We start from the raw sequence: 12,286 nt of genomic DNA on the forward strand, positions 1-12,286 counted from the left end.
GGAGGTCGTCGAGGAGCAGATCGGCAACTGGCGCCGTGAACGGCAGCTCGCATTGCGGGCGCTGGTGAACGAGCCGTGACGCCATCTGCGCCGATAGGGGGGTAGCTCAAGGCCAGAGCACCGGTATCCAACGCCGGATGGTGCAAGTTCAAGTCTTGCCTCCCCTGCCAATTCCGGAATCCGGTCCTGGAAGCCGCTGTCTGGCGGTTGACCCACGGCCGGTTGGCCTGGACTGGACTCTTGAAGCGCTGCTGCTAATTTCCCCGCGGGGGGAGAACAATGAAACAGCTCGCTTTCGGCCTTACGGCCGTTTTGCTGGCATCGACCGCAGCCGTTGCACAACAGGCGCCGGTCGGGCCGCCCGTCAATACGCTTCAGGAGATGGGCACTGCGCTTTGGTCCTGCTGGACCCCGCCGCCGGATACGCAGAATTTCCAGGTTACGATCCGCTTCAGCTTAAAGCGCAGCGGCGAAGTTCTTGGCAAGCCGATGATCACCTACTCGACCTTCAATGGGACCGACGAGGAGCAAAGGATCATCATGGACCGGATCCTCGCCTCGCTCGATGCCTGCACCCCGGTCAACCTCACGCCAGCGCTAGGAGGCGCGGTCGCGGGCCGAATGCTCATCATGACCTTCACGTCGCCGTCCACCAAAGCGTGACCGGTTCGGTTCCAAGCGACGCGCGCGGCGGATGGGGCGAGCCGCCCGCCGCGCTGATCAGAGCTGGTCGATCCATGCCCTGGTGACGGTCAGGTCGGCTTGCGACAAGCCGTGACCTGTCGGGAGCATCTGGTGCCTGACCACGGCTCCTGCCCCGGTCAGCAGCGATGCGAGCCGCTTGGCGTTCTCCGCCGGCACGATCGGGTCCGAGGCGCCAGACACAATCAAGACCGGCTTTCCGGCCAGATCGACGGCCGGCGGGTCCTGGAGCGGCACCATGGCCCGGAGCAGAACCGCTCCCGCGAGAGCGTCGGGACGGAGCTGAAGCACGGCGGCGGCAATGTTAGCACCGTTGGAGAAGCCGACCGCGACCGGAGCAGACAGGCCATAGGCCTCTCGGGCCTGTGCAATAAAGTCGGCGAGTTCCTGGGCGCGCCGGCGCACGTCTTCCTCGTCGAAGACGCCCTCCTGCAAACGGCGGAAGAAGCGCGGCATGCCGCCCTCAAGCACCTTGCCTCGCGGCGAGAGCAGCGCGGAGCCCGGCGCAATCATGTTGCTGAGAGGGAGCAGATCATCTTCATTGCCGCCCGTTCCGTGCAGCAGCAGGAGCGGTGGACGCCCCGACTCCGTAGCTGGCTTGAAGCGGTGGATGAATGAGAGTTCGGTCATGGCGTTCATCGAAACCTCAGGACGGGCAGTGCAGCCCACAATTCGAACCAAGATGAAAGGCCCCGCCGCCTGCCTAAATCAGGCGACGGGGCGCATGTCGACAGGTCAGGCGACCTTCGGCAGTACGGCTTCAATCTCGCCCCGGCTCGGCTCCAGAAAGCGCGGAAGCTTCAAGGATTGGCCCAGCGAAGTGGAGGGCTCATCGACCTCGAAGCCAGGGTCGTCGGTAGCGATCTCGAACAGCAGACCTCCAGGCTCGCGGAAGTAAACCGCCCGGAAGTAGTCGCGGTCCTTCTGCTCCGTCGTCCGGATGCCGTGGTTGCGCAGCAGCTTGTCGACCATCTCCGCCTGGACCGCATCGCTCGCGGCCCGGAAGGCAATATGGTGGACCGTTCCTGCCCCGGGGCGGCCGTGCAGGAAATCGCCTGCTTCACGCAGATCGACGATGCCGCCGAGCGCCGTGTCGCCCGCCTTGTAGCGTACGACCGATCCCTCACGCGCCACCTCGGTGAAGCCGAAGACATCGGTCAGGATCGCTCCCGTCGGAGCGGCCCTGGCCAGGAGAAGACTGGCGCTGTGAAAGCCACGGATTGCATGCTCGGCCGGAATTTCACCGTCGCTCCACGCGGGCTCGTTCCCGATGGCAGGTACGGCGACGATCGCCAGACGCATGCCGTCGGGATCCTTGAAGGCAAGCACGGTCTCGCCGAAGCGCTTTGCGGGCACCTCGTGCGGCACGCCCTTCTCGACAAGGCGATGCATCCAGTAGCCGAGCGAGCCCTCCGGCACCCGGAAGACCGTTTCCTGCGTCTCGCCCACGCCGAGCCGGCCAGGAGCTGCATGCTCCCAAGGGAAGAAGGTCAGGATCGTGCCGGGCTGGCCGGCCTCGTCGCCATAGTAGAAGTGGTAAGTGCTCGGGTCGTCGAAGTTGACGGTCTTCTTCACCAGGCGCAGCCCAAGGGTCTGGGTGTAGAAGTCGAGGTTGCGGCGCGCGGGGCCGGCAATGGCGGTGATGTGGTGAATGCCGTTCTGACGCATTGTCGTCGTCCTTTGAAGGGGCAGCCAGCGCCCCGGTGCTGTCCAAGAGATAAGCCGGTTCGTCATTGGCGCCACGTCATTTTGATTGCACTGATGCAATCTCATAATTGTCGAAAGCTCGATTGCATTGCATCAGGGGCAGGATCAGCCTTGCGGACATCGAAGCAAGTATGGCGCTGCCGCCTGCAGATCGGCTAAGCGGTGTCGCCTCGCAACTGCCGGCGCCGAAGCTGCGCCGGGCAGGCGACATATCTCCGGGAGAGCAGCGTGGGCGAACCCTTCAAGAACTTGGCATGGGACGATTTCCGCCTCGTCAAAGTGGTCGCCGAAGTGCGCAGCCTGCCTGCGGCCGCCGCTCTCCTGGGGGTGAACCACTCAACCGTCTTCCGCCGTCTCGGCCAGATTGAGGAGGCTCTCGGCGCCAAGCTGTTCGAGCGTCATCGCAGCGGCTATGCCCTCACGACTCCCGGCGAGGAGATGGTGTCTCTCGCGCAGCGCGTGGATGAGGACATCACGACCTTCACCCGGAAGATGGCCGGGCGAGAGATTGCGCCTGCAGGCGAGTTGCGCATCACCACGAACGATTCCCTTCTGGTCCATCTGCTTACGCCGCTATTCGTGAAATTCCGCAGGCAATGTCGCGACGTGCGCCTCGACATCGTCCTGGCGAACCAGGAGTTGAACCTGTCGAGGCGCGATGCCGACGTGGCGATCCGTGCCACCGATCACCCGCCCGAAAACCTCGTCGGCAGGCGGGTTGCCACGATCGCCTGGGCTCTTTACGGCCGAGGCGAGGATTTCCCGGAGCCGTCAGGAATCAATCTGGAAGGCCTCTACGAGCGTGACTGGGTATCCCTCGGTGACAATCTCGCGACGCTCAAGGCGGTGAAGTTCGTCCATGAGCATGTCGTGCCCCAGCGGATCGGTTATAAGGTCAACACCGTTCTGGGACTGGCGGAAGCGATCGAACAAGGGCTCGGCATCGGGCATCTTCCATGCTTCATCGGCGACACACGCCCCGGCCTCGCCCGGCTCAGCAAGCCTGATCCCGATTTCGCCACCGACCTGTGGCTTCTTACCCATCCGGATCTGCGCCATTCACCGCGCGTTCGTATCTTTCTCGATTTTTTGGCTACGGAGATCGGAAAGCAGCGCAAGTTCATTGAAGGCGCAGAGTAACATCGTTCGCCGCGCCTGAGTGCTTTGCAGCGAGTGAACATACCGTCATTCGGCTGCGCGACGGCGAAGTATTTCGCTGAGCCCGAAACGGCCCTAACCTCGACCGAGGCCCCTAGGCCGAGATACACCCATGATCGATAAACAGGGTAACGTTCCGCTTTTGCTATCGACGATCCCGCCCAACCGCAGCCAGCGGCGACTGGCGGGCTGGGTATTGGCGATCCTCGTCATCGCGCTGGTGGTCACCGCTCCGTTTTCCCGCATACGGTTGGCTGAAACAGCCCCCCTGCTCCTGGCTTATGCAGCCGCCGTTCTCTTCGTGGAAGTGCTCACCGCTGCACTCCTCCTGTCCCTGTTCGCCATCCAGAAGTCCCGTGCCGTCCTTGTGCTGTCCGCCGGCTATCTCTTCTCGGGACTCCTGGTCATCCCCTGGGCCCTCACCTTTCCCGGCATTTTCACCGCCTTCGGGCTGGATGCCGGCTTGCAGAGCACGGCCGCGATCGCAGCCGTCCGGCGGTTGAGCTTTCCCGTGTTCGTCCTTGCTTATGCCGCCCTGAAGGATCAAGAGGACCTCGCTCTCTGGCCTCGTGCATCCATTCGGACAGTGATCGCCGCTCAGGTCCTCCTGATAGCCGGACTTGCTGCCGGACTTACCTGGACGATCATCCAAGCGGACCAACTCCCCACGTTCATGGTGGACGCGAGAGATGTCGCGCCGCTCTGGCGATACGTTCCGGCTGCAGCAATAGGTCTCTACCTCGTCGGTCTCGTCGTTCTCTGGCTCCGTCGCCAATCGACACTCGACTTGTGGCTGATGATCGTCCTCTGCACGCTCGTCATCGAGATTGCGCTCCTTTCCTATCTCGGAGGAGGCGCCCGCCTGAGCGTCGGGTGGTGGGCCGGAAGGCTCTACGGGCTGGCTTCCGCGAGCATGGTTCTGCTGGTCCTTCTCTCCGAAACGGCTACGTTGCAGGCGAGGCTTGCCCGGTCGATCCATTCGGAACGTCTTGCGCGGGAGAGCCGACTGACAGCCATGGAAGCATTGTCTGCCTCCATCGCTCACGAGATCAGCCAGCCGCTGGCGAGCATGGTCACCAACGCCAATGCCGGCCTGCGCTGGCTCGACAAGGAGATTCCGCGAATCGTGGAGGCGCAAGCCGCACTGGAGCGTGTCGTGCGCGACGGTCATCGTGCGCGCGATGTGGTCGACGGGATCAGGCAGCTTTTCAGAAAGGGAACACAGGATCGGACATCGGTCGATATGAACAGCCTCATCAAGGACGTTTTGAGACGCAGTGCCGACGAAGCTAGGTTCGGTCGCGTGTCGGTCGAATCGGATCTCGACCCGAATCTACCGCTCGCCACAGGAAGCCCGCTGCAACTTCAACAAGTCATCTCGAATTTGGTCGCAAACGCCGTCGATGCGACGAGCGCTGTCACAGGCCGGCCGCGGATCGTGCGTATCATCACACGCCTTCGGGCCTCTCGGGAGATCCTCGTCTCGGTGGAGGACAGCGGCCCAGGGATCGCAGACACCCTGAAGGACAGGATCTTTGAGCCGTTCTTCAGCACGAAGCCGGACGGAATGGGAATGGGACTGATGTTCAGCCGATCGGTCGTCGAAAGCCACGGCGGCAAGCTCTGGGTAGAAGATACGGTTACTTCTGGAGCGATATTTAGGTTCACGCTCCCCTGCAGCGATTGGACGGGAGCATCGGACACGGAGCTTCGACAATGACCAGAGATCAATCGATCGTCTTCATTGTCGATGATGACGTTTATGTTCGTGAGGCCATCGAGGATCTGTTCCGGTCGGTCGGACATGACGTTCAGGCGTTCGGGACGACCGACGCGTTTCTCCAGGCGCCCAGAGTTGATCTTCCCGGCTGCCTGATTCTCGATGTCAGGCTCCCGAACACAAGTGGGCTCGAGTTCCAGCGCGAACAGGCAGAGTCCGGCTTTCACCTGCCGACCGTGTTCATCACCGGCCATGGCGACATTCCCATGTCCGTGGCGGCCATGAAGGCGGGAGCTATCGAGTTTTTGACAAAGCCGTTCCGTGACCAGGACCTGCTCGATGCCGTGCATAGGGGAATTGCACTCGACCGCCGCCGCCGCACCGAACTCGCGATCCTCGCAGGCATGAAGGAGCGCTACGCCTCCCTGACATCCCGCGAGCGCGAAATCATGGATTTGGTCGTCGCCGGCCAGATCAACAAGCAGATCGCAGGCGAACTGGGCCTAAGCGAAATGACCGTGAAGGTGCATCGCGCTCAGGTCATGCGCAAAATGAATGCAAAATCTCTGCCTGAACTGGTGCGGATTGCCGACCATTTGAGCAGCGCTACCACAAGGGCGTAGGCGAACGACACCACAGTTCAATTGATCCGCCCCGTCGCTCCCTGCCACCTTCTCGAGGAGGTCGGACGTCCTGTGCCGGCATCTCGGCCTGGTCTCATGATAGGCCGGGCCATGGAAGCTCTCGGAATGTCGGACGACCTGCTCATCGTGATCGTGGACGACGACCAGTCGGCTCGTGAAGCCACTGGAGACTTGGTGAGAGCGTTGGGGTTTCAGGCGGTGGAATTCTGCTCTGCGGCCGATCTTTTGAAATCGGAGGAGCGAGGACGGATGACCTGCCTGATTGCGGATGTGCAGATGCCGGGAATGAACGGCCTCGACCTCTACCTTCAGCTCTCCGCGTCCGGCACGCCGCCCCCTACCGTGCTCATGACCGCTTACAGGGACGAGGCCATGCGCGAGCGTGCTGTGGAGGCAGGGGTCGATTTTTACCTCGAAAAGCCGCTCGAGGCCGACCAGTTGCTCGCCTGCGTCCGGTCTGCAATCGAGCATCGCGACGAACCGGCCCGGCAAGGTCCGCGGCCTCATTGAAACAGAAACTCTCTACGAAGAACAGGAAGCACCCCATGACACAGGCCAGGCCGACCCCCGGTTCGCTGCTCATCTCGCCGCAAGACCATGCGCTGATCATGATCGACTTCCAGTCCCAGATGGCATTTGCGACGAAGTCGATCGACGCGGTTCTGCTGCGCAACAACGCTGCTTTGGTCGCCCATGCGGCGGCCGGATTTGGCGTCTCGACCATCTTGACGACGGTCGCCGAGAAGACGTTCTCAGGTCCAATGTTCAACGAAATCACGGAGGCGTTTCCGAGGCAACCCCTCCTCGACCGGACATCGATGAACACATGGGAAGACGGCGCAGTCATCAATGAGGTCAATGCAATCGGCAAGAAGCGCCTCGTGTTCTGCGGCCTTTGGACCTCCGTCTGCATCGTCGGGCCGACCCTTTCGGCACTCGACCAGGGCTTCGAGGTCTACGTCATTGCCGATGCCTGTGGAGACGTCTCGGAAGAGGCGCACGAGCGGGCCATGGACCGCATGGTCCAGGCAGGCGTCCGGCCGATGACGTCCCTGCAATACATGCTGGAGCTTCAGCGCGATTGGGCGCGTACCGAGACCTATGACATGACGACCGGCATCGCCAAGAAGTTCGGCGGCGCCTACGGCCTTGGGATCATCTACGCCAAGACCATGTTTGGAGCGAGCTAAGGCGCCCACGGATCGAACACGTCCGTTGCCGCCGAGTAGAATTCTCAGGGGCAGGCGCCGGTGCGCCTGCCCCTGCAGATCCGTGGATGACGGCCGAGCCGCTTGAGCAGGACGCGGAGACAACGATCATGTCAAAGACCCATGACCGCCGCACCGTCGTCGGCGGGCTCGGGGCGCTCGCCGCCGGGCTTGCTCTACCTCATGCCTTGGAGGCGCAGCCTATGAACACCTCTGCCGACCTCATCCTGTTCAACGGCAAGATCACGACCCTCGATCGACAGAAGCCGGAAGCCTCCGCGACCGCGATCCGAGACGGCCGGTTCATGGCCGTGGGCGACGAGCGAGAGGTCATGGCGCTTGCGGCTCCCAACACGCAGCGCATCGACCTCAATGGCCGTCGGGTTATTCCCGGCCTGATCGACAGCCACATGCACATCATCCGCGGTGGCCTCAACTACAACATGGAATTGCGCTGGGACGGGGTCCGCTCCCTCGCCGACGCCATGCGCATGCTTAAGGAGCAGGTGGACCGCACCCCTGCCCCGCAATGGGTGCGCGTGGTCGGCGGCTTCACGGAGCACCAGTTCGCCGAGAAACGGCTTCCAACGCTTGACGAGATCAATGCTGTTGCTCCCGACACCCCAGTCTTCATCCTGCACCTGTACGATAGGGCCCTCTTGAATGCTGCGGCATTGCGTGCAGCAGGCTATACCAAGGACACGCCGAGCCCGCCGGGTGGCGAAATCCAGCGTGACGGACAAGGCAACCCGACTGGACTGCTGATTGCGAAACCCAACGCCACCATCCTCTACGCCACATTGGCGAGAGGGCCGAAGCTTCCGCCGGAGTACCAGAAGAACTCGTCGCGACACTTCATGCGGGAGGTCAACCGGCTCGGTGTGACCGGGGTGATCGATGCCGGCGGCGGCTTTCAGAACTACCCTGACGATTACGCGATCATCGAGGAGTTGCATCGGGAGGGACTGCTCACGCTGCGACTGGCCTACAACCTGTTCACCCAGAAGCCGAAGGAGGAGCTGAAGGATTTCGATACCTGGGCGAAGCAGGTTCGGCCCGGCCAGGGCGACGATCTCTATCGGCACAACGGCGCGGGCGAGATGCTGGTCTATGCCGCTGCGGACTTCGAAGACTTCAAGGTTGAACGTCCCGAAATGCCGGCCTCGATGGAGACCGATCTCGAGCCTGTCGTTCGTCTGCTGGCTGAGAACCGCTGGCCCTGGCGCCTGCACGCCACCTACAACGAGACCATCAGCCGTGCGCTCGACGTTTTCGAGAAGGTGAACAGGGACATTCCCTTCGACGGGCTGAATTGGTTCTTCGATCACGCCGAAACCATCGACGACCGCAACATCGATCGCATCGCTGCCCTCGGCGGCGGCATCGCGGTTCAGCACCGCATGGCGTTCCAGGGCGAGGATTTCGTCGGGCGCTACGGCAACAGGGCAGCGGAGCGAACCCCGCCGATCCGCCGCATGCTCGAAGCAGGCCTCCCAGTCGGCGCGGGCACCGACGCCACACGTGTCGCCTCCTACAACCCATGGGTCTCGCTGTCCTGGCTCGTCACCGGCAAGACCGTCGGAGGACTGACCCTTTACCCGGCGGCGAACCGCCTGGACCGCGAAGCGGCCCTACGGCTGTGGACCGAGGCCAACACGTGGTTCTCCAACGATACCGACAAGAAGGGACTGATTAAGGAGGGGCAGCTCGCGGATGTGGCGGTGCTCTCCGACGACTATTTCGCCGTTGCTGAGCCCGCGATTCAGGATATCACGTCCGTGCTCACCCTCCTGGGCGGGAACCCCGTCCATGGCGATGCAGAGTTCAAGAATCTGGCGCCGCCCCTTCCTGCAGCGATGCCCGATTGGTCGCCGGTGCGCCACTATGGCGGGTATCAGCAGCGGGCAGAGGCGAGCGACGATCGCAAATATGCGTTCGCGTCGGCCGCCTGTGCCTGCGCCAACGCCTGCGGCGTGCATGGCCATTCCCATGCCGGTGCCTGGGGCGCCAACCTGCCGACCTCGGACGCGCGTTCGTTCTGGGGCGTGCTCGGCTGCTCGTGCTGGGCCTTCTGACGGAGAGAGCCATGACCAACCTCGCCGCTCCCCGCCCCATCGCCGATATTCTCGCTCTGCCCCGCCTCCATATGGCAGCGCGCCTTGCGCTGGCCTCGCCGTTCCTGATCAGCGCAGTCATGAAGCTCGTCGACTTCGGTGAGGCTATGAACGAGGTCGCAGCCCTCGGACTTCGGCCGGCGGCGCCGACCGCTGTCGCCGTCATCCTCATCCAGCTCGGCGGATCCATTCTGTTCCTCACGCGACGCTATTGCTGGCTCGGCGCAGGCACCCTCGCGGTCTTCACGGCATTCGCCACTCTTCTCGCCCACCCCTTCTGGACGTTCGACGCTGCCGATCGCGCCCGCCAGGCAGCTACCTTCTTCGAGCATGTCGCGCTCGTGGGCGGACTGGCCCTCGCGGCCCTGTTCGTCAACGGCCGAAGTGAGGAGTCATGACCAGAGCCCAGAACACTGTCACCGAAGGGGCGGCCTCTCCCTCGCCCGGCACTTTTGCGCCGCTGCACCACAGCCTCTTCGCAGTTATCTGGATGGCGACGGTGCTCGGCAACATCGGCACCTTCATGCGCGACGTGGCGTCCTCCTGGCTGGTGACGGAGATCTCCGCCTCGCCTGCGTCCGTTGCCCTGATCCAGACAGCTGGAACTCTGCCGATCTTTCTCCTGGCGATTCCAGCAGGGGTTCTGTCGGACATCCTCGACCGCCGCCGCTTTTTGGTCCTCATTCAGATCGGCCTCGGAACCGTCAGTTCCCTCCTGGCTTTTCTGGCACTGACGGGCTCCGTCACTGTGGAGGGCCTGGTCCTGCTGACCTTCCTCGGGGGGGTTGGTGCCGCGCTTGCAACGCCGGCTTGGCAGGCAATCACGCCGGAACTCGTCCCCCGGTCCGACCTCAAGGGGGCTGTGGCGCTCAACTCGCTCGGCATCAACATCGCGCGGTCGATCGGCCCGGCTTTGGGTGGCTTCCTCCTCGCGGCCCTCGGCGCCGCGGCCGTCTATGGGCTCGACGTGCTGAGCTACGTCGTGGTCACCGTCGCCCTGCTGTGGTGGCGGCGTGAACCCGATGCGGACGACGGCCTGCGCGAACGGTTTGGAGGAGCGCTGCGGGCAGGCCTTCGCTACGCACGTGCCAGTCGTGACCTCCACCGCATTATCTGGCGAGCCGTCCTCTTCTTCGCGTTCGCCAGCGCCGTCTGGGCGCTCCTTCCGATCGTAGCGCGGCAGGAGATCGGTGGAGGGCCGGGGTTCTACGGCCTGATGCTCGGCAGCGTCGGGGCAGGTGCAATCTCGGGTGCCGTCGTGCTGCCTCGGCTCCGTACCCGGCTCGGGCAGGATCGGCTCGTTCTCCTGATGTCACTCGTGACCGCCGGTGCGACAACCCTGCTCGCCCTGACGAACTCGGAAATCGTGGCGATTGCCGCAACCTTCGTGCTCGGCATCGCCTGGATCGCGATGCTGACCACCCTCAACAGCACCATGCAGGCGATCCTGCCCAACTGGATCCGGGGACGCGGACTGGCGATCTACCTCACAGCGTTCAACGGAGCGATGGCGGCCGGCAGCCTTGGATGGGGTTTTCTCGCCCAAGAGATTGGGACGGACGCCACGCTGATCCTGTCCGGCATCGGTCTCGTCCTCGTCGCCTTGGTGGCTCACCGGGCTCCGCTGCCTGGCGGAGAGGGCGATCTGACGCCGTCGCTGCACTGGCCCGAGCCTGCCATGGCCGAACCCGTCGCGCACGATCGCGGCCCCGTGATGGTGATGGTGACCTACCGGGTTCCACAAGCCGATCGACCTACCTTTCTCGCAGCTCTCGAGCGGCTTTCGGAGGAGCGTTGGCGGGATGGTGCCTATGCGTGGGGCATATCCGAAAACGCGGCAGATCCGGAGCATGTCGTCGAATGGTTCTTCGTCGAGTCCTGGGCCGAGCATCTGCGACAGCACAAGCGGGTATCGAAGGCGGATGCGGATATCCAAGCCGAGGCGCGCCGATACCATCAAGGTACGGAGCCTCCCACGGTCCAGCACTTTCTCGCAGTCGAGCGACCTCGCCGGAAGCGTCATTGAAGTCCGCAACGGGGCCATGATGATGGCGCCGTTGCCGACATTTGCCATGTTTTCGACGCGCCGCGACACGTTACTGGCGACGACGGCTCTGGCAGCCTCGTCAGTCTTCCCCAGGCCGTCCCACGCGGCCACGACACTGACTCGAGCAAGAGGAGAAGCCCCGATGGGCATGATTACGACGAAAGACGGGACGAGGATCTTCTACAAGGACTGGGGAACGGGACAGCCGATCCTGTTCTCGCACGGATGGCCGTTGACGGCGGATGCCTGGGACTACCAGATGCTGTTCTTCGGTCAGCGGGGCTATCGCGTCGTCGCCCATGACCGGCGCAGCCACGGACGGTCCGACCAGACCTGGAACGGCAACAATATGGATCAGTACGCTGACGATCTCGCCGAACTGATCGAGAAGCTCGACCTTCGCAACATCGTCATGATCGGCCACTCCACGGGCGGCGGCGAAGTCGCGCACTATATCGGCCGCCACGGCACCGATCGGGTCGCGAAGGTGGTCCTGGTCGGCGCGGTGCCGCCCCTGATGCTCAAGACGGAAGCCAATCCGGAGGGAACTCCGATGGAGGTGTTCGACGGCATCCGCAAGAACACCGCCGCCGATCGCTCGCAGTTCTTTAAGGATCTGACCATGCCGTTCTATGGCTTCAATCGCGACAGCGCCAAGGTCAACGAAGGCCTGCGCGAGTCGTTCTGGCTCCAGGGCATGATGGGCGGTGTCAAGGGAGAGTACGACTGCGTGCGGGAATTCTCGGAAGTCGACTACACCGCTGATCTCCAGAGGATCGACAAGCCAACCCTCGTCATCCATGGCGACGACGACCAGATCGTGCCGATCAAGGCATCGGCCGAGAAAACCGCCAAGATCGTCAAGGGTGCCGAGCTCAAGGTCTATCCCGGTGGCGCGCATGGCCTCGCACAGGTCGAAGGGGATAAATTCAATGCGGACGTGCTGGCGTTCATCCGAGCTTAAGCACTAGCCGGAGCGCGGGTTC

Annotated in this window: 12 protein-coding genes and 1 tRNA gene; 11 read left to right on the top strand and 2 right to left on the bottom strand. The window is 63.2% G+C overall.

Annotated features, from left to right (window positions below; all coding sequences use genetic code 11):
- Positions 1 to 95 precede the first annotated feature (95 nt).
- Both DES45_RS09345 and DES45_RS09350 read left to right on the top strand, forming a co-directional pair.
- Positions 96 to 170: transfer RNA gene (locus tag DES45_RS09345), tRNA-Trp, on the top strand.
- A 109-nt stretch (positions 171 to 279) separates the two neighbouring features.
- Positions 280 to 663, top strand: a complete 384-nt coding sequence (locus DES45_RS09350; RefSeq protein WP_114769722.1) for a hypothetical protein — start codon at positions 280 to 282, stop codon at positions 661 to 663.
- Positions 664 to 720: 57 nt separating this feature from the next.
- On the opposite strand, the gene DES45_RS09355 is transcribed toward DES45_RS09350, so the two are convergent.
- Both DES45_RS09355 and DES45_RS09360 read right to left on the bottom strand, forming a co-directional pair.
- Positions 721 to 1,332, bottom strand: a complete 612-nt coding sequence (locus DES45_RS09355; protein WP_114769975.1) for an alpha/beta hydrolase — start codon at positions 1,330 to 1,332, stop codon at positions 721 to 723.
- A gap of 105 nt (positions 1,333 to 1,437) precedes the next feature.
- Positions 1,438 to 2,370 carry a ring-cleaving dioxygenase gene (locus DES45_RS09360; protein WP_114769723.1) on the bottom strand — a complete coding sequence of 311 codons (933 nt, stop codon included), beginning with the start codon at positions 2,368 to 2,370 and terminating at the stop codon, positions 1,438 to 1,440.
- A gap of 267 nt (positions 2,371 to 2,637) precedes the next feature.
- On the opposite strand from DES45_RS09360, the gene DES45_RS09365 reads away from it, so the two are divergent.
- From DES45_RS09365 to DES45_RS09405, 9 genes are all read left to right on the top strand, one after another.
- Positions 2,638 to 3,549, top strand: a complete 912-nt coding sequence (locus tag DES45_RS09365; RefSeq protein WP_114769724.1) for a LysR family transcriptional regulator — start codon at positions 2,638 to 2,640, stop codon at positions 3,547 to 3,549.
- 130 nt (positions 3,550 to 3,679) lie between these two features.
- On the top strand, positions 3,680 to 5,287 hold the full coding sequence (locus DES45_RS09370) for a sensor histidine kinase (protein WP_114769725.1): 1,608 nt from the start codon (positions 3,680 to 3,682) through the stop codon (positions 5,285 to 5,287).
- Entirely contained in the window at positions 5,284 to 5,910 is a 627-nt protein-coding gene (locus tag DES45_RS09375; protein WP_114769726.1) for a response regulator transcription factor, read from the top strand. Before DES45_RS09370 ends, DES45_RS09375 begins: the two co-directional genes overlap by 4 nt.
- A gap of 126 nt (positions 5,911 to 6,036) precedes the next feature.
- Positions 6,037 to 6,441 (top strand): response regulator transcription factor, encoded by a 405-nt coding sequence (locus tag DES45_RS09380; protein ID WP_114769976.1) that lies wholly within the window; start codon positions 6,037 to 6,039, stop codon positions 6,439 to 6,441.
- 35 nt (positions 6,442 to 6,476) lie between these two features.
- Positions 6,477 to 7,121, top strand: coding sequence for a hydrolase (locus DES45_RS09385; protein WP_114769727.1), 645 nt, complete (start codon positions 6,477 to 6,479; stop codon positions 7,119 to 7,121).
- 128 nt (positions 7,122 to 7,249) lie between these two features.
- Positions 7,250 to 9,214, top strand: coding sequence for an amidohydrolase (locus DES45_RS09390; protein ID WP_173949622.1), 1,965 nt, complete (start codon positions 7,250 to 7,252; stop codon positions 9,212 to 9,214).
- Between the two features lie 11 nt (positions 9,215 to 9,225).
- The gene (locus DES45_RS09395; protein ID WP_114769728.1) at positions 9,226 to 9,651 is read left to right on the top strand and encodes a DoxX family protein; all 426 of its coding nucleotides are present in this window, start codon (positions 9,226 to 9,228) and stop codon (positions 9,649 to 9,651) included.
- Positions 9,648 to 11,279, top strand: coding sequence for an MFS transporter (locus tag DES45_RS09400; RefSeq protein ID WP_114769729.1), 1,632 nt, complete (start codon positions 9,648 to 9,650; stop codon positions 11,277 to 11,279). Before DES45_RS09395 ends, DES45_RS09400 begins: the two co-directional genes overlap by 4 nt.
- A gap of 163 nt (positions 11,280 to 11,442) precedes the next feature.
- Positions 11,443 to 12,264, top strand: a complete 822-nt coding sequence (locus DES45_RS09405) for an alpha/beta fold hydrolase (protein WP_114769730.1) — start codon at positions 11,443 to 11,445, stop codon at positions 12,262 to 12,264.
- Positions 12,265 to 12,286 lie beyond the last annotated feature (22 nt).

The organism is Microvirga subterranea (assembly GCF_003350535.1).
Lineage (GTDB): Bacteria > Pseudomonadota > Alphaproteobacteria > Rhizobiales > Beijerinckiaceae > Microvirga > Microvirga subterranea.